Source organism: Flavobacterium zhairuonense (genome assembly GCF_004352915.1).
GTDB lineage: Bacteria > Bacteroidota > Bacteroidia > Flavobacteriales > Flavobacteriaceae > Flavobacterium > Flavobacterium zhairuonense.
Window position 1 is genome coordinate 316,432 of sequence record NZ_SJSY01000076.1, and the last position, 17,757, is coordinate 334,188.

15 protein-coding genes are annotated in these 17,757 nt (G+C 35.6%); 3 read left to right on the forward strand and 12 right to left on the reverse strand.

The window, feature by feature from the left end; genetic code table 11:
• Positions 1-44: 44 nt before the first annotated feature.
• The 4 genes from EYY60_RS20450 to EYY60_RS20465 form a co-directional block, all read right to left on the reverse strand.
• On the reverse strand, positions 45-1,622 hold the full coding sequence (locus tag EYY60_RS20450) for an arylsulfatase (protein ID WP_132991129.1): 1,578 nt from the start codon (positions 1,620-1,622) through the stop codon (positions 45-47).
• A gap of 86 nt (positions 1,623-1,708) precedes the next feature.
• Positions 1,709-4,081: an arylsulfatase gene (locus EYY60_RS20455; protein WP_132991130.1), complete on the reverse strand. Its 2,373-nt coding sequence runs from the start codon at positions 4,079-4,081 to the stop codon at positions 1,709-1,711.
• A 157-nt stretch (positions 4,082-4,238) separates the two neighbouring features.
• Positions 4,239-5,267, reverse strand: a complete 1,029-nt coding sequence (locus EYY60_RS20460; protein WP_162847910.1) for a saccharopine dehydrogenase NADP-binding domain-containing protein — start codon at positions 5,265-5,267, stop codon at positions 4,239-4,241.
• A 62-nt stretch (positions 5,268-5,329) separates the two neighbouring features.
• A complete protein-coding gene (locus EYY60_RS20465) occupies positions 5,330-6,019 on the reverse strand; it encodes an NIPSNAP family protein (protein ID WP_132991132.1) in 690 nt (229 codons plus the stop codon).
• A 203-nt stretch (positions 6,020-6,222) separates the two neighbouring features.
• On the opposite strand from EYY60_RS20465, the gene EYY60_RS20470 reads away from it, so the two are divergent.
• Complete coding sequence (locus tag EYY60_RS20470; RefSeq protein WP_132991133.1) at positions 6,223-6,555, forward strand: winged helix-turn-helix transcriptional regulator; 333 nt, start codon at positions 6,223-6,225, stop codon at positions 6,553-6,555.
• A 168-nt stretch (positions 6,556-6,723) separates the two neighbouring features.
• On the opposite strand, the gene EYY60_RS20475 is transcribed toward EYY60_RS20470, so the two are convergent.
• The 4 genes from EYY60_RS20475 to EYY60_RS20490 form a co-directional block, all read right to left on the reverse strand.
• On the reverse strand, positions 6,724-7,176 hold the full coding sequence (locus tag EYY60_RS20475) for an Lrp/AsnC family transcriptional regulator (RefSeq protein WP_035644147.1): 453 nt from the start codon (positions 7,174-7,176) through the stop codon (positions 6,724-6,726).
• Between the two features lie 141 nt (positions 7,177-7,317).
• Entirely contained in the window at positions 7,318-8,310 is a 993-nt protein-coding gene (locus EYY60_RS20480; RefSeq protein WP_132991134.1) for a bile acid:sodium symporter family protein, read from the reverse strand.
• A 58-nt stretch (positions 8,311-8,368) separates the two neighbouring features.
• On the reverse strand, positions 8,369-9,400 hold the full coding sequence (locus EYY60_RS20485; protein ID WP_132991135.1) for a methionine synthase: 1,032 nt from the start codon (positions 9,398-9,400) through the stop codon (positions 8,369-8,371).
• 30 nt (positions 9,401-9,430) lie between these two features.
• Positions 9,431-10,480 carry a DUF1852 domain-containing protein gene (locus EYY60_RS20490; RefSeq protein WP_132991136.1) on the reverse strand — a complete coding sequence of 350 codons (1,050 nt, stop codon included), beginning with the start codon at positions 10,478-10,480 and terminating at the stop codon, positions 9,431-9,433.
• A 268-nt stretch (positions 10,481-10,748) separates the two neighbouring features.
• On the opposite strand from EYY60_RS20490, the gene EYY60_RS20495 reads away from it, so the two are divergent.
• Entirely contained in the window at positions 10,749-11,378 is a 630-nt protein-coding gene (locus tag EYY60_RS20495) for a nitroreductase family protein (protein ID WP_132991137.1), read from the forward strand.
• A gap of 260 nt (positions 11,379-11,638) precedes the next feature.
• Here EYY60_RS20495 and EYY60_RS20500 read toward each other — a convergent pair whose 3' ends face one another.
• The 3 genes from EYY60_RS20500 to EYY60_RS20510 form a co-directional block, all read right to left on the reverse strand.
• Positions 11,639-12,445, reverse strand: coding sequence for a DUF2490 domain-containing protein (locus EYY60_RS20500; protein WP_132991138.1), 807 nt, complete (start codon positions 12,443-12,445; stop codon positions 11,639-11,641).
• 126 nt (positions 12,446-12,571) lie between these two features.
• The gene (locus EYY60_RS20505) at positions 12,572-14,050 is read right to left on the reverse strand and encodes a DUF1254 domain-containing protein (RefSeq protein ID WP_132991139.1); all 1,479 of its coding nucleotides are present in this window, start codon (positions 14,048-14,050) and stop codon (positions 12,572-12,574) included.
• Between the two features lie 407 nt (positions 14,051-14,457).
• A complete protein-coding gene (locus EYY60_RS20510) occupies positions 14,458-15,477 on the reverse strand; it encodes an META domain-containing protein (RefSeq protein WP_132991140.1) in 1,020 nt (339 codons plus the stop codon).
• A 421-nt stretch (positions 15,478-15,898) separates the two neighbouring features.
• Here EYY60_RS20510 and EYY60_RS20515 point away from each other — a divergent pair, with 421 nt between their 5' ends.
• A complete protein-coding gene (locus EYY60_RS20515) occupies positions 15,899-16,144 on the forward strand; it encodes a ribbon-helix-helix domain-containing protein (protein ID WP_132991141.1) in 246 nt (81 codons plus the stop codon).
• Positions 16,145-16,283: 139 nt separating this feature from the next.
• Here the strand turns inward: EYY60_RS20515 and EYY60_RS20520 are convergent, their stop codons facing one another.
• Entirely contained in the window at positions 16,284-17,708 is a 1,425-nt protein-coding gene (locus EYY60_RS20520; RefSeq protein WP_132991142.1) for an amino acid permease, read from the reverse strand.
• Positions 17,709-17,757: the final 49 nt, after the last annotated feature.

Genomic DNA, 17,757 nt, shown 5'->3' on the forward strand with positions numbered 1-17,757 from the left:
ATTTGAATCTATGCTCTTTCTAAATTTTATATTGTGGAAAAATATCACTCGGCTCCTGGTTTCTTTAAACCTATGTCTTTCATTGGATATTTTTGATACGTTGCCAAATGAGCAGAAATAAGCCCCATAACACCCGGAATTCCCCATTCGAAATAGCGGTGTCCTTGACTCAATTGTTCTTTTGGATCAGCATAAATATTATATACCCACGGACTCATTCCGATACCTTGAATAGTAGACTGATCCAAGTTTCTTCTTGTAGCCGAAGTATTAAAGACATTCATATGTACTTTGTATTCCTGCCAGCGCACGGCCATGAATTTGGTTTCAGAATACATGAAAACAGCGTTTCGATTCGATACGCCTTTATCTGATAAGAAAAACGATAACTGATCTACTCCATCAATATAATTAGATGATGGAATTTTATCTAAAACTCCAGCTGCCGAAAGAGAAGTATTGAACATATCACAAATATCAAATAATCCATCGCTTATACGTCCTGGAGCTATCATTCCTTTCCAATAAGCAATTCCTGGCACTCGCACTCCACCTTCCCAAGTTGTTCCTTTTCCTCCTCTAAATGGAGTGTACCCGCTATCTGGCCAGACGTCTTCATTTGGTCCATTATCTGAAGTAATAAAAACTAACGTATTTTCGTCTATTTTTAAATCTTGCAAAAGCTTCATCAATCTTCCCACAATATCATCAACTTCGACTACTGCATCTTTATAAGGAAATGCCGCCGGACTTTTTCCTTTATAACCTTCAGATACATAATTGTCATTATGCACTTTAGAAAAAGAATGAATCAAATAAAATGGCTTATTTTCTTTAACTGAACGTCGAATAAAATCCTCGCTGTAGTTGGCAAAAACCTGATCTACTTTAGAAAGTTCCTGAATATTAGATATAGGCTGAACAATCTTGTTTTCTTCACCTTTTTTACCTGTCAAGATATTTTGATCAACAAGTTTTTTTACAGCTGCTAGTCGATCCGGTTTATTAATTAAATCCGGATAAATCCATTCGTTTACAAACTGTGCGTATTCGGATTGAACCGAACCAAATCCGAGCCATTCATCATATCCTACATCATTTGGGAGACTTCCTTTACTTTCACCCAAATGCCATTTTCCCGATAATGCTGTTTTGTAACCGTTTTGAGAAAGTATTTTGGCTGTTGTATTTTCTGAGGCCCAAGGATTTACTTTCGGATTTTCTCCCGTCAAGGTTGGTCTTGTTAATCCTGATCTTGCTGGAATTCTTCCTGTCATAATTGCTGCTCGGCTTGGCGTGCAGGTTGGTTGTGCGTATGTCGAAGTTAGCTGCAATCCTTCATGAGCTACTTTATCAATATTTGGTGTTGGTGCTCCGATAGCAACACCACCTCCGTAAACTCCAATATCTCCATATCCCATATCATCAATAAGAATAATCAAAATATTAGGTTTCTTTTTTAATTTGCTCATTTTATCCTTCATCTCTTTATCCTGATCTGGATGCGGAATGGCTGGTTCTAGATATTCTTTTACTTTAACTGTTGGATTAAAATAATTCTGCTGCGCACTGATTTCAGAAGCAAAAGCCAAAACTGCAAATAAGACAATGTACTTTCTCATAACTATAGGTTTAAACTAAAATTCTTAATTCTTAATTCTTAATTCTTAATTCTTAATTCTTAATTCTTAATTCTTAATTCTTAATTCTATTTCAAATCGATATCGACCTTATCAACTATTCCCGTAAACTTAAATGGAGGCTTATACGATTTTGCAACAGGCGATCCGGAATCTTCACCAATTCCGAAAGTATCAATTCCGAAACGAGCGGCTACGGTTTTATCAACTCGTCCTTCTCCTACCAATTTATTGTTGATGTAAAGTTTCCCGGTTCCTCCTTTTCCTGTTCCTCCGCCATCATAAGCAAAATCAAATCTTACCGTACTTTTTCCTATCGGAAGTGATTCTTTAGAAGTAATGACGTAACGTGCATCATCAAAATAATTATAATGATAAACCAGTTTTCCGTTCTGTACATACAACGCAAATCCTGCCGAACTTCCACCAGAAGCTACAATAATACCGCTGTCTGATTTTGATTTGAGTTCAATTTCGGCTGTTATGCTATGCGATTTGTTTTTAGTATTTGGAGAAGCAGTTTCTGCCAATCTGGTTGCTCCTGCATAAAAAGTGAAATGTTTACGCTTAGGATCAGATGGCGTTGGTTTTGGCGAGATTAAGCGACCAGTTCCTCTGTCATCTAATGGGTACACATTATATTTTTTGGCTTCTTCTGCAAAAATCTTTTTCAGTTCTTCCACTTTTTCAGGATATTTTTTAGCTAAATCAACCGATTCGCTGTAATCTTCATCAATATTATAAAGTTCCCATTTGTCTTTATCCCAATTTCCCGGCGCATAATCCTGTCTCCACGGAAAAGTGTGTTGCGTAGCAGCAACCCAGCCATTATCATAAATTGCTCTATTACTGAAAACTTCAAAATATTGTCTGGTTCTAACTGGTTTGGCATTCTTATCTGTGAAAGTCGATAAGAAAGAAACACCATCCATAGGTTTCTGTTCAACTCCATCAACCGTTTTTGGAGCTGGCAAATGAGAAGCATCTAAAACCGTTGGAAGCACATCAATCAAATGCACAAACTGACTGCGCATACCACCTTTATCTTTAATTACTTTTGGCCAGCTAACTACCATAGGGTTTCGGCTTCCGCCAAAGTGAGACGCTACTTGTTTTACCCACTGGAAAGGAGCATTTCCTGCCCAAGCCCAGCCTACAGGATAATGCGGTTCTGTATCTGGATCACCAATTTGATCAAGATGTTTTAAGTTATCTGCCAAAGGAGTTGCAATACCACTTAATGCTTTTACTTCGTTAATAGTTCCATCCATTCCTCCTTCAGAACTTGCTCCGTTATCTCCTACGATATAAAATATCAAAGTATTATCTGCATCTGGAAGCTTACTGATAGCTTCTAAAAGTCGTCCTGTTTCATGATCGGCAAACGAAAGATAGCCTGCATAATTTTCCATCAAACGTGCAAAAAGTTTTTTCTGATCTGCCGAAAGTTTGTCCCAAGGAGTAACCCAATCAGGTCTTGGAGTCAGTTTTGTTCCTTTTGGAATAATTCCCATTTTTAACTGGCGTTCGTAAGTTTCTTGTCTTACAACATCCCAGCCTTTATCAAACTGACCTTTAAATTTATCTCGCCATTCTTTTGGAGCGTGATGTGGAGCGTGTGCAGCTCCTGGTGCAAAATACATCATAACCGGTTTTTGAGGCGCAACTGATTTACTGTATTCGAGCCAATTGATAGCTCGATCCGTCATATCAGTCATGAAATGATAACCTTGTTCTGGAGATTTATCTGGTTCTACGGCTTTAGTATTTTCAAAAAGAACAGGATAGTATTGATGCGTTTCGCCACCGATAAATCCGTAGAAATAATCGAAACCTAAACCTGTCGGCCAGCGGTCAAAAGGTCCTGTAATACTGCTTTCCCAATCTGGTGTGTTGTGATTTTTTCCAAACCAGCTGGTGCTGTATCCGTTCCCTTTTAAAATTCGTCCTGATGTTGCAGTGGTTTTAGGAATCATACAATTGTAACTCGGATATCCTGTTGCCCATTCGGCTAAGAAACCAGAACCTGCATTGTGATGATTTCTTCCTGTCAATAATGCCGCACGTGAAGGTCCACAGATTGCTGTTGTATGAAAGCGGTTATATTTTAAGCCATTTGCGGCAAGTTTATCCAATTCTGGTGTTGGAACTGGACCGCCAAAAGTACTTACTTGTCCAAATCCAACGTCATCCAAAAGAATAATAATTACGTTTGGCGCACCCTGCGGAGGTGTAACCAGTTTTGGCCATTCTTCTTTTGAATCTTTATATGTTTCTCCAATTTTTCCACCAAAAGGAGGTTCCGAAATTGGCAGTGTGGTTCGGTCTAATTCTCCTGAATCAGTCTTCTCTGTTATAGAATCGGTTTGTTTTGATTGATTGCAGCTGAAAAGAAATACAGCTAAAATAAAAAGCATTTTTGGGCTAATAAAAGACTTCATATTCCTTTGATTTAGTGATAATCCACTAATTTACAAACATGCGTATTACAAAATCTTTTAATCATGTTGCAGATTATAATCTGAAACAAAGTTTTTTAAAACATTAGACCCTTCCTAAAATAAAATCACAAACCCGTATTAACTATCCTAAATTATATCATTTTACGTATGATTTCTCCACCATAGTAATTTTTATATCATCTTCCTGCAGCGAATTTAAAAAATCGCTCGTTGCAAATGCTTCTCCCAATGTCTTTACACCATTTGAAGCTGCTTTTCCAGATAAAATTCCGTTTACCGCCTCTACAACCAAGGGAGCAGTCACAGCATAAATATCTTGGCCTTGGGCCGAAATTCTTCTTTCTTCATTACCTTTTAAAGCAACGACTTCAAGACTAAATTGCTGTGAAGATCTGTTTTTTTCATCTGTTGGTTTTGGCTCTGGCGTATTGTTGTTTCTAAGATCGTCTAAAGAGTTCTGACTCAAATACGTATTAACCGAATTCACGTTTAAATGGCTCGAAATCGTAATGATTTCTGAAAGAGGCAGACTCACCACTTCTTTGTTGCCTATTGGTTTTTTAAAATTCCATTCTTTTGAAGGAGTTGGCTCAAGTTCTTGCAAGCGATTGTCTTTGAACGTTAATCTTTTGTAGTGATTTCGCTCTCCTGTCAATCTCGTCCCTTTTGTAGGATGCCAGGAATCCAGGCCAATATACACGTTGATTTCATCTGCATGCTCCCACTCCTTTGTCAATTGAGTCGCCAATACATCAGCTAATCCACCATAAAAGGCTGCTGCTGGAATGATTAAAATTTCTTTATTTTTAGCTTCTTCTGAAAATTCATCAATAATATCTAACACTGGTTTTTGTTCTGCCGATAAATCAATATAATGACTGCCAGATCTTAAAGCTGATTTAATTATGGGCACCGAAGTATCCAAATATGGACCAGCAGCGTTTATAATAATTTTGGTGTCTTTAAAAGCTTCGTCTAATGATTTTGGATCATTGATATTTGCCACTTTTATTTCTGAATCCGGAAAAAACGGAACCAAAGCAGTCAATTTTTCCAAATCTCTTCCAGAAAGAACCAAATTTCTATAACCTTGTCTGTAAAGTTCTGCAACAATAAATTTTCCTGTATGTCCGTATGCCCCATAAATTGCAATAGTATTTTCCATAAACTGTATTTTTTTAGACATCATCCTATCAGATGATTAATAAATATTTGAAAAGTTGTTTTTTATTGAACAAGCAATAAAGCATTTTGTGTTGTGATTAATTGCAGCATTGATTGTTTCAGGTGGTTGTTCATTTCATTGATCAATTTTTGCTTTAATTGATACTCTTTTTCATTTTCAAAAGATGTAATGGAAACCAAAAGGTTTTTGTCCTGAAAAACTGGAAGTCTAGGAAAATCATTTTCTTGCATTTCACTGACCCAAAGTGTTGTATTTTTGATCTCTAAGCTTTCTAAAAATGGCATATATTCAGTATTAAAAAGAGCAATTACTTTGTCCAGTGTACTGTTGCAACTATAAAAATTCACCATAACAATTTTATGACTCGCGTCTAAGAAATTGGTAGAAATACTTGTAGCAAGCGGACGCAGCAAATAAACATTGTCTGAATTGATCATCATTTCATTGGCTCCTTTTCCATAGTCTTTCCAAGTTTTACTGTCAACATAAAAATCATTTAAGAATTTTATTCTTGTTTCCATATTCTTAAAACCTCTAAACCAGATAAATCTATCATTTACGCTCTCAATTTTAAATTGTCCCAAAGTAAAACCGCCACTATTATGCATTGGAGCAACAAAATGAGCATTGAAGTATTCTTTAAACTCGTCTGTCATATTAGGCTTTAATAAATAATTGCGAAGCTCTAATACTGTAATCTCTTGATTATTTGATTCTTGGGCGTTTGTCATAATTCTTAGTTCTTAAAATGATTAAAAGCGGAGCAAAAACAATCTATCACGAATGAAAATCAGAATCTGTTTAATAAAATATATTAATAATTCCTCTAACAAAGAAAACAATATAATATCTTTACCACAAGTACGTACAAAAAAGTACCCTACGTACTAAAACTATACTAATACTGAAAATCAGCATTTTAAAAATAAAAAAAATGGCAAAAAAAATAAACGTAAAAGCATATTGCCCAGTTGATTACGCTTTTCAACGAATTGGAGGAAAATATAAAGGCCGAATTTTGTGGTCCCTAAAAGATGACATCTTGCGCTATGGTGAACTAAAAAAAACCATCGAAGGGATCACACCAAAAATGCTCACCCAAACTTTAAAAGAATTAGAAGCTGACGGATTGATTTTCCGAAAAGTTTATCTCGAAGTACCACCTCGGGTTGAATATTCGTTATCTGAAACTGGTATTGAGTTAATTCCTTTCATCAACCAAATGAGTGCTTGGGCTGAAAAACAAATGGCTTTGATTCAGATTTAAAATGCAATAAAATAGCGTTTGGATTTTGTATCGTATAGTCACAAAAAGAGACAACTAGTTGATAGTTGTCTCTTTTTTTATGTATAAATATGTAGGTTTTTCAAGCCTTTACAGCCTAACATTTTACTGTCTGATTTTTCACAATATTTCAAATAAACCATCGCGGAACTACCCGTACAGATTTTTTATCTCAGACATGACAAAGGTACTTTGGGTACTTCCTATACTTTCAACTGATCCCAATTTATTAAATACAAAATCCTGATAATGCTTCATGTCTTTGGCAGAAACTTTCATTAAAAAATCGTAATCTCCTGAGATATTATAGCATTCCACAACTTCTTCTATTTTCATAATATCACTAACAAACTGATTCCCAATATTGCGATCGTGCTGTTTAAGTTTGATATTGCAGAAAACTATAAATCCTCGGTTTAATTTTTCTGCATCAAGAAGTGCTATATACTTCTTAATATAACCATTGTTCTCCAATCTTTTAATACGCTCAAAAACTGGCGATGCAGAAAGATTTACCATTTTAGCAAGCTCTTTTACAGTGTATTTAGAATTATCGTGAAGTATATTTAATAACTGAAGATCAATATCGTCTATTTGTTCCATAGAATATTTTACTTTAAAGTAGGTTTAATTTATTTCTAAATTAGAATAAAATTCTTTAAATACAACTAAAAACAATACAAAAATCTTATTTTACACCAATTAAAAACATAATAACCTGCACTTAATTTCATAAAACAAAAATCACACTTCTTTTCGACCAGCCATACCCTGAGCGATGATGCTGGCTGCAATCAATTGCAGAGCATGGTAAAGCATTAACGGGAGCAATACGATGCCAGTGATGGTACTGTGCTGAAAAAGTACTTTTGACATAACGGTGCCGTGCACCAATGACTTTTTAGATCCGCAGAATAAGACGGTAATACGGTCTTCAACTGAAAAACCAAGCAAGCGACTGAGTAGTCCAACACAAAAGAATACAGCAAAAAACAAGACCATCATCCCTGTGGCGAGTCCGGCAAGTTCAAGGGCGGTGAAGCCTTCAAAAAGATGTTCGGAAAATGACTTACAAAACGACGTGTAAATAATCGTTAGAATAACTGACTGATCGAAATATTTGAGTTGTTTCTTATACTTTTCAGCAATGGCGCCAAAACGGGAGTTGAGGCTGATACCAATAATGACAGGCAGCAAGACTTGAAGAATCAATTTTATTACGATATCAGTGATATCAAATTCCCCTGTTGCGGAAGCTATGAACAACCCAACCCAAAGCGGCGTAACCACTACTCCTATCAAACTGGAAATGCTCGCATTGAAAATGGCAGCAGGAATGTTTCCTTTGGCGATAGAAACCATTACCACCGAAGATGATACTGTAGATGGCAAAGCAGCCAAAAAAAATACACCCAGCCAAAGCAACTCCAAACCGTTATTGACAAACAACGGGCGAAATGCCAAAACAAGGAGCGGAAAAAACAAAAAGGTTGTCAACTGAACGACAATGTGCATTTTCCAGTTGGAAAGTCCGGCTTTTAGTTTCTCAACACTCAACTTCATGCCATAAAACAAGAAAATCAAGGAAACGCCAACATTTGCAATTTCCTCCAGCGAAACAGGTTCTTTGATCATGCCTGGCTTTGGCAAAAAATAAGCCATCAGGATCATGGTGGCTATCATTAACAGGAAACCGTCGAAACCTGCTTTTTTTAATACTTCTAATAATTTGTTCAATGTGTTTTACTATTATTTCTCCGTGGAGGTATGGACTCCATTATTAATATATTTATGACTAAATCCCAAGTTCTTTACGAATAATTTCTGCTCCTGCGCTTAAAGCATTTAACTTGCCACTGGCTACGTTTCGGGACAAAGGAGCCATACCGCAGTTTGTAGAAGGGTAAAGATTTTCGGCATCTACAAACTTAAGAGCTTTACGCAGTGTATCAGCTACTTCTTCTGGTGTTTCGATAGTATTGGTTGCCACATCAATCGCACCCACCATTACTTTTTTACCACGAACAAGTTCCATTAAATCTAAAGGCACATTGGAGTTGTGGCATTCTAAAGACACCACATCAATTTTAGATTTTTGAATTTTCGGAAAAATTTCTTCGTATTGTCGCCATTCTGAACCTAATGTTTTTTTCCAATCCGTATTTGCCTGTATTCCATAACCATAACAAATATGAACCGCAGTCTGGCAGTGCAAACCTTCAATAGCTCTTTCTAATGCAGCCATTCCCCAATCGTTTACTTCATCAAAGAACACATTAAATGCAGGTTCATCAAACTGGATAATGTCTACCCCTGCATCTTGAAGTTCTCTTGCTTCTGCATTGAGTGCTTTCGCAAATTCCCACGCCAGTTTTTCACGGCTTTTGTAATGGCCATCGTACAAGGTATCTACCATTGTAAGCGGGCCTGGCAATGCCCATTTTATAGGCTTGTTTGTCTGTTTACGTAAAAATTTAGCATCTTCAACAAAAACTGCTTTCTGGCGTGCAACCTCACCTATAACCATAGGAACACTTGCGTCATAACGGTTACGGATTTTTACAGTTTTACGGTTTTCAAAATCTACACCGCTTAAATGCTCGATAAAAGTCGTTACAAAATGCTGGCGTGTCTGCTCGCCATCACAAATAATATCCAGACCTGCCAATTGCTGTTCCTGCAAAGAAATACGAAGAGCATCCTGTTTCCCTTCAAGTAATTGCTCTCCTTCTAATTTCCAAGGTGACCAAAGTTTTTCAGGTGGTGCAAGCCAAGCAGGTTTTGGTAAACTTCCAACAATTGAGGTTGGTAATAATAACTTCTTCATAATAGTATAATTTTAATGCGATGTAATCAATTAAAGGGTAAAATTAGCAGACCACTGCTCCAGAACATTTTTATAAGGTTTAATGAAATGCGCTTCTGCATATTTGCCTTGTTCAACAGCCAGTCGGCTGCGCTCTTCGCGGTCATAATCCACGCGAGTCAGTGAATAATCTTCGTGTTTAAGACTAGGCTGATAGATTTTCCCAGCCACTGAATTTGCATTGTAAATTTCAGGGCGATAAATCTTCTGGAAAGTTTCCATTGTGCTGATTGAACTGATTAGTCCAAGATCCGTATAATCTGCAAGTAGATCTCCGGAATGATAAAAAGCCATTGGTGCCAAACTGTTTGGAGGCATGAAAAAACGAACTTTTAAGCCCATTTTAGAGAAATATTCATCAGTGAGAGAATACTCGTTCTGCAAATATTCAAAGCCCAGAACCGGATGCTCATACTCAGTGCGGGTATAAGTTTTGTTGCTCGATACACTTAAACAAATGATCGGTGACAACTTAAAGTTCTCTTTATAAGTGGCTGAATTCACAAAGCACTTATAAAGTTTTCCGTGCAAATCACCAAAATTTTCAGGAATAGAAAAAGTAGATCTATTTTTATTATACTCAATCAATAAAATACTGAAATCATAATCCCGAACATAAGAAGAATAATTATTTCCGGCAACCCCTTCGATTTGCTGGCCAGTCTTATGGTCAAAAATATTCGTTTTTAAAACTTCAATCATCGGCAGATCGCTAGTACCACTCTTATCATCAATACTCATCGTTACTGTGAGGATTTCAAGTTCAACATGGTAACGATCCCCTTTTGGATTATCCAAATGAGCCAATGCATTGAATCGATTGTTAATCATATTTAAGGCATTACGTAAGTTTTGCTGACGATTAGCTCCTCTTGCCAAGTTAGCAAAATTGGTTGTCAGACGCGTTTTACTTGAGGGGTGATAGTTTTCATCTAAACAAGTGCTTTTTAGCGTAAACACAAAATCATTCTTGATTGTATTCTGGGCGTTTTCAATATCCTGCTTTTCGTTTCTTAAATCTTCTTGTATGTTCGCTTTCATCTGATGACAAGGTTTAGTGTTTTTACCCTGCAAATTTGAAAATAAAAGATTTAATATTTTTAACAATACAAAAATTCAGATAATTATTCTTTTTAAATATACTTTCACAGATTATTAATCTTTTTACAAATACAATAATAAGGAAAAACAGATAATTATTCTTTAGAGAACCAGAATATGACCGATTTGAAGTTCCCCATAGCCATTCAAGCCTCGAAAAAGAAAACAATATAATCTATCTTTGCCAAAATTTAAGATAGATATTGTAATGAATTTAATAGAAAATTTAAAATGGCGCTACGCCACAAAAGCTTACAATAACATTAAAGTAACAGAAGATAAGGTCGATCAAATTTTAGAAGCTATCAATCTTTCAGCATCTTCTTGTGGTCTGCAATCTTACCGCGTTTTTGTTGTAAGCAACCCAGAAATCCAAAAGAAATTAGGTGCTGATTCGTATAATAAACAAATTAGTTCCTGCTCTCATTTGTTGGTCTTTGCTGCATTCTCTGACATGACTTCGACTTATATTGATGATTACATAGCAATGACAGAAAAACAAAGAGATCTTGAAACTGGCGCCCTATCAGGATTTAGAAATGGATTGCATGCCTATTTTGGCGCTATTAACTCAGAGCAAAAAGCGCTTTGGGCTTCCAAACAGGCTTATATAGCACTAGGAACTGCACTTATTGCTGCGGCAGAATTGAAAGTAGACGCCACTCCTATCGAAGGTTTTAATGCCTCCATTATTGATGAGGTTTTGGGCTTGAAAGAGAAAGGGCTGCATTCAACTGTTATCCTAGCTTTAGGATACCGCGATTCGGAAAAAGACTATATGGCTGCAACAAAAAAAGTTCGTTTGCCTATAGACGAAATGATAACTAAAGTTTATTAATAGCTACTAAACCAATATCAACGGACACCGCCTGTAGTACTTAAAATCTAATTTGTTAATTCAGACATTGAAATTGACATCTATACAAATCACCCAGTTTTAAATTATTTTAAAACTGGGTGATTTTATTTTTTACTCCTGCCCTTTTCACCATATTTAAATTATCGATCAATTCCTTTGTTTACTGAAAAGGAACATAATAAAAAAACATACGGAACACTGATTATCTTCATTAACGAAGAAAGAAATCTTAAAATAACTTAATCGGCGCCTCCATCTACACTATCAAAAGTTTCTCGTTCCTTAGGTCGGATGCTGTATTTAAGTGATACCATAGGGCCATAATAAACATCAAATTGAGTTCCGTTTGTGCGCAACTGCATTTGGCCAATTATTCCTGCTAGAAAGTGAATATTTGGCGTAATTCCTGCCGTATAATAAACGGATAATCTGAAGATATCAAAGTGTTCTTCGGCATAATCTTTCTTGGCAAACTTTAGCATCAACTCTGTATAATAACCTATGTTTGGTGCTAGAAATAGCGGTTTTTCTTTGCTTTGACGGAGATAATGATTCACTCCAAATCTTGCCCTTATTCGAGGAATTACCTGTTGCTGGCCAGTTCTGTCATCAAAAAATTTAGTTTCAAAGCGCACTTGCTCAAAAAGCGAACCTTTTGGCATTTCTTGCGTATAAGTTCCCATGACAATTAATCGGTTTTCAAGGGTTTCGTAATTGCCCATTTCTTCCAAATTATATTTTTGGTTGTGTGCATATCCAAGCCACAACTTCATGTTCTTAAAACCCGAAAATACAATCCAAGGTCTTATCACTTTTCGTTGTGTATATTCAAACGGATTAGTCGTATTATAAGTTCCCTGTGTCACTAATTGAAAATCGACCTGACCGCTTAAATGCCATTTATCATATATTGGAAAAGCAATATCACCTTCTGAAATAGATGCAGGAATAAAACCCATAGTGTATGGTGCGTCTTGTTGTGCGTATATAATTGATTCACATAAAATACAAAGCACTATCGTAATTGTCTTCTTAAATTTACTCATCCATTTTTTAAATTAAGATCATATATAGTATCCATTTTATTGTCAAGAAAACATAACCATTTTAAATATATCCTCGATGCAATGTATTAAGCATGATTGATTTTACTTTTCGCACCCAATAAATCATCATTTTATTTCTTCAAAATCACCGGGCTTCCAGACACCATTAAACGCGCCCGCTTCCGGTCCGTAGATACGGATGTAAGCGAACCATCCTCTGTTTGGAAGTGTTTTTATCCATTGTCCTTCTTTTCCTGCAGGAGCTTTTGGTCCAAAGTATAAATCAACATTCTGACCTCCAATTTTATCTTTTAGTTCAAATAAAGAGCGAAGCGCCGCTTTATTTTGGTCTGTAACAACCTGACTTCTTGTTATGGCATCATAAATGGTTATAGACCAGAATAATTTTGCCGGAACCGGGGTTGGAATGGTAAGTTTATATGTTTTACCGCCGTCAACATATTTTCCTTCAGCATCTTTAAGTCCCAGCCAATAAAGCGAACCGCCTCCTTCTTTTCTTCTAAACATAGAAGGTGAAGCTCCAATAGCTTGATAAAACCATGTTTCGCGGCCGTCAAGATCAACATAATCTGGCGTATTAAAATCACCATCTTCAAATCGAAGTGCGACCCATTCCCACTGACGGTCTTTCCATACAATACGATCAGAACGACGATCAGCAAAGGACTGCACACGCATTTGAGCATTTGCAATTTTAGCTGCTTTCTCAAGAATTGCTTTTAATCTCTCATCAGGCTTAAAAGGTTGCCCTTTTTTAATTCCCAAAACTGCCAATTCACCATAATAATTCCTGTAGCCTTCATAAACAGGTTCGCGCTGTATTACATCATTTAAGTTTTCCCAGTATTTTATATTGTTTTCCCATGCGACTGGGGTTGTATTTTGAGGTTTATCTGTAAGGTCAAGCCAGTCTGGTTCTTTCCAATCTGCGGTTTTATTAAGCGGATACACTTTGACTGTTTTAATTCTTTCTATAGCAGCTTTTACATCGCCGCCAACAGGAAGCGAACGAATACCAACTGTAAGGTTATTTGAAGAAGATTTCCAGACATGATAACCCGAAGTTGGAACTACGCCTTTATAACCCGGAGGCAAAAGCAAGTGTTTTCCTCCATTACCAGCATCTGGCCCTGGAATTCCCATATCGGCCACCCAGCGCTGGTTAACATCCATAGCAACTACGATAAGTGGCCCTTTTGGAATATCTATAATCATTGGTCCTTTTGACAAATCAATTGGAATAGGTCCGTAAGGTGTATCTGAATTGAGTGTGAAACCTATTTGTCCTGGTTTTGTATCTAAAGTTCCGAATGATTTATTTGGAATAATTTTAATACTGTCGTTTCCTTTTACCAATCCTTCACCAGAAACTGTAGGATAGAAAAATTTATATGCTTGTATGGCACGAGTAAGGTCAGCATCATCATATGCTTTTTTGATGGTCGCCTCTGTAGGATAACCGCCGACAAATTCATAATCTGAATCAGACTTAGAAGAATCATTGCTGCTTAATGTAGTTTCCGTTTCTTTTTTACAGCCCGCCACAACCGACAACACGAAACAGATATAAATTAATCTTTTCATATAAATTGATTTAATTAGTTAAACTTCAAAACATTATCAAAGTTATAACCCTAGACCAATTTAATAGTATTCCAAAGCCTTAATTCGGATTCAAATTATAATTTGAAACAAAGTTTTTGCTATTTAGAATAGATATCAAACATAATCGACTTACTAATTGAAGGTGTAATTGAAGACATCCGTGCCCGCAACAATAAGACACAAAACAAAATCATCAAAACAAAACTTACACAAATTAATATGCTCTTTTCTATTTACAAAGAAAACTAACCAATCTTTGCGGGCACGGATTGCAAATCCGCGCTATCGTGTCATAAAATAAAAAACCAGTGAAGGTGATTCACTGGTTTTCTAATCATTCTTTATATAAATCATCAGCTATTTTAAGATGATTTATGGAACCTAATTTACTTTGTAATGCCAAACATCATGACCAATTTATCATTCAGATAAAAATTAAGCGTTTGGTCGGCTACATCAAAACGCAAGTCTTTGCTGTTTAAATAAGATAACATTTTTTGTTCTGTTTTACTTCCTTCACCAATACACGCCATTCTTGTAGTCGCTATTTTATCAAAAGAAATACGATCATCATTCGCTTCATAAGTTCCAAAGAAGTTGTTGCAACCTGTATTGCCGCTTACTTTCTTTTCTGCTGGATTAAACTTAATAGAAGCTTTTCCGTAATCCTGTCCAACATTTTCAAGTGCAATTAGTTTCCAATTGTTTTTTGCAATAAAACTCCAAAGTTGGTCTTGAGTTGGAATAGAAAACTCCATCACCACTTTGTTCTTCGCATTTTTAAACTGTACTGTATTGTTTTTCTTTACAATTTTGAACTTTTTATTGGTTATTGCAGCACTAAATTCTTGTTCTAATTTCATGCTTTCGTCATCACAAGCCATTAAAGTTCCCATAGGAGAATTGGTCTTGATTTGATTTTTTGAAGAAAGTTTCGTGTATTTTACGTTGAAATTATTGCATCCGTTTTTACCGCTTATTGTGCCCGTTTCCTCATTAATTGTGATAAATGCTTTTCCGCTATTTATCTTTTTTCCGTTTAACTGGGTTAAGATCATTTTGGTATCATAAATTCCTTTTTCCTTATTTACAGGTGTTTTAGAAATTATGCTTTTCAGTTTATATTGATATGCAGAAGCATCGGCCGGAATAGGTTCTGGTCTTTTGGTTCTTGTTACCAATAGCTCATATCGATTTCCTTTTTCAAAATTAAAACCTTCAATATGATCATAAAATAACTGCCAATCTTTGTCATTATCATATTTTACCTGCAGACATTCCATTGGGCCAACACCCGTACATGGCACTTTACTTTCTTTCACAAACATTTTTAAACTTTCCTGACCGTATGTAAATGTTGACAATAACACTACTACAAAAACATACATACATTTAAATCTTTTCATTTATTTTAATTTTTTAGAACACCAATCAAGCGTTCTGATTATTCATGATTTTTTTTTAGGCAGGAATTGTGCCACTTTAAAATAAAGAATGCTTTTAACGTTTTTTTATTAGCACTAAAATTCGGTTTTCTTTAACCAACAAACTCCTAGATATTGACAATCAGTTTGTTTATTCAAAAATAACAAAATTCCTTCTTTTTATTTTACTTAGCGATATTTTAGTAATATTTTTATTCGTTTTTAAAATTAGACTGCCGTTGTTTATATTCATGAGACTTTACAATCTCGAAAGTTTTTCATTTAAACTCTTTGGAGAAGTGAGGGAGTTATAATTAACTTCAGCAATAAAAACTATTTCGTCCAAATTTGGTTTGTAATTGAAAGTTTTGATTAAAACTCACGCCAATTTAAAATTTGTATTATGACACGACAAAGTATATCATTGACCACACCTAATGAAGAATGGTTGAAAAATCAGGTTAATACAGAAGCGTTTAACAGTAAAAGCGAAGCTATTAACTACTTGATTAAGCAAGCTCGTTCAAGAGAAGAATACTTTGAATTTGTAAGAGCAAAAATAGATAAGGGAGAAAAAAGCGGATTTGCAAAAAAACAGACTAGAGAAGAAATGTTAGCTGAATTTAAAAAAGATCAGGCCAATGTATAACTACTTTTAAGTAGCGAAGCCAAAGAAGATTTAAAAAAGAATTTATTATTATAGCGTTAGCACGTTTGGCATTAAGAGTAATTAGGATAACAAAAAAGCAAAGTCCCATTTCATTAGAAATGGGACTTTTTTTAACTATTTATTTCTTTGTATCAAATACCTTATAAAACACAAAAAGAATCCCCAACCAAACAGGAATTAATTCTACGGATAATTTCATATTCGTCATCCACATGATGGCTAAAATCCCCAATAGAAAAGCAAAACAGATGTAATTGCTTACTGGGTAAAATATAGAAGCAAACTTCGTTTTTGTGTTTTCTTTGTCTTTTGCACGTCTAAATTGCAAGTGCGTATAGGAAATCATAACCCAGTTAATCACCAAGCAAGACACTACTAAAGACATTAAAATACTAAAAGCTTCTTCTGGCATTATTTTATTTATTAAAATACAGATCGCGGCAAAACATGAAGAAATCAAAATAGCATTAATTGGCACCGAATGTTTGTTTAGCTTCTTTAAAAACTTTGGAGCATTGTCTTGATCTGCTAAACCAAACAACATACGTGAGTTGCTATAAACACTGCTGTTATACACCGATAATGCGGCTGTTAATACAATCAGATTAAGCACATTTGCTATCAGGCTCGTAAAGAATATTTTGTGGCCAAACAACTCAAATTCCATTCCGTTTAAATTTTGAAAGACCATCACAAACGGACTACTGTCTGTCGTAATTTGTCTCCAAGGCGATAAAGCAAATAAAATCACCAATGCACCCACATAAAATATCAGAATTCTATAAATAACTTGATTCGTTGCTTTTGGAATGTTTTTTTCTGGGTTTTCTGCTTCGGCCGCCGTAATTCCAATTAGTTCTAAACCACCAAAAGAGAACATAATCAACGCCATTGCCGATAATAAACCTTGAAAATCTCCAGTTGCAGTTTTTTCAAAAACACCTTTTGGAAAGAATCCTCCATCATTATACAAATTATGAATTGTAGCGTGTTCTCCTCCTGTACCACTTATAAGCAAATAAGTACCAAAAAGAATCATAGCAATAATTGCTACAACTTTTATGATTGAAAACCAAAATTCAGTTTCTCCGTACACTTTTACAGAGGCAAAATTCAAAGCATTAATAACCAGAAAGAAAAATAAACTGGATGCCCACAACGGAATTTCGGGCCACCAAAACTGCACATAAACTCCAATGGCTGTAAGTTCGGCCATACTAACGAGAATATACAAAATCCAATAATTCCAACCTGATGCAAAACCTGCAAAAGAACCGCAATATTTATAGGCAAAATAACTAAAACTTCCTGATACAGGTTCTTCAACAACCATTTCACCAAGTTGTCTCATAATAAAAAAAGCGATAATTCCGGCAATAGCATATCCTAAGATAACAGAAGGTCCTGCTAAAACGGCTGCTGGACCAATTCCAAGAAAAAGACCTGTTCCTATAGATCCGCCTAAGGCAATTAATTGAATATGTCGATTGGTCAGTCCGCGTTTAAGCTGATTCTCTTCTACAGCATCTTGATTTTTTTTCACAGATTAGATTTTTAAATGAGTTAAATGTACTCCTGAATGTATAAAAAGC

Excerpts from the sequence above, each read along its gene's own strand:
- EYY60_RS20460 (WP_162847910.1), bottom strand. The coding sequence starts at position 5,267 with ATGGAAAATACTATTGCAATTTATGGGGCATACGGACATACAGGAAAA.
- EYY60_RS20455 (WP_132991130.1), bottom strand. The coding sequence starts at position 4,081 with ATGAAGTCTTTTATTAGCCCAAAAATGCTTTTTATTTTAGCTGTATTT.
- EYY60_RS20470 (WP_132991133.1), top strand. The coding sequence starts at position 6,223 with ATGGCAAAAAAAATAAACGTAAAAGCATATTGCCCAGTTGATTACGCT.
- EYY60_RS20510 (WP_132991140.1), bottom strand. The coding sequence starts at position 15,477 with ATGAAAAGATTTAAATGTATGTATGTTTTTGTAGTAGTGTTATTGTCA.
- EYY60_RS20475 (WP_035644147.1), bottom strand. The coding sequence starts at position 7,176 with ATGGAACAAATAGACGATATTGATCTTCAGTTATTAAATATACTTCAC.
- EYY60_RS20490 (WP_132991136.1), bottom strand. The coding sequence starts at position 10,480 with ATGAAAGCGAACATACAAGAAGATTTAAGAAACGAAAAGCAGGATATT.
- EYY60_RS20515 (WP_132991141.1), top strand. The coding sequence starts at position 15,899 with ATGACACGACAAAGTATATCATTGACCACACCTAATGAAGAATGGTTG.
- EYY60_RS20485 (WP_132991135.1), bottom strand. The coding sequence starts at position 9,400 with ATGAAGAAGTTATTATTACCAACCTCAATTGTTGGAAGTTTACCAAAA.
- EYY60_RS20450 (WP_132991129.1), bottom strand. The coding sequence starts at position 1,622 with ATGAGAAAGTACATTGTCTTATTTGCAGTTTTGGCTTTTGCTTCTGAA.
- EYY60_RS20465 (WP_132991132.1), bottom strand. The coding sequence starts at position 6,019 with ATGACAAACGCCCAAGAATCAAATAATCAAGAGATTACAGTATTAGAG.
- EYY60_RS20500 (WP_132991138.1), bottom strand. The coding sequence starts at position 12,445 with ATGAGTAAATTTAAGAAGACAATTACGATAGTGCTTTGTATTTTATGT.
- EYY60_RS20495 (WP_132991137.1), top strand. The coding sequence starts at position 10,749 with ATGAATTTAATAGAAAATTTAAAATGGCGCTACGCCACAAAAGCTTAC.
- EYY60_RS20505 (WP_132991139.1), bottom strand. The coding sequence starts at position 14,050 with ATGAAAAGATTAATTTATATCTGTTTCGTGTTGTCGGTTGTGGCGGGC.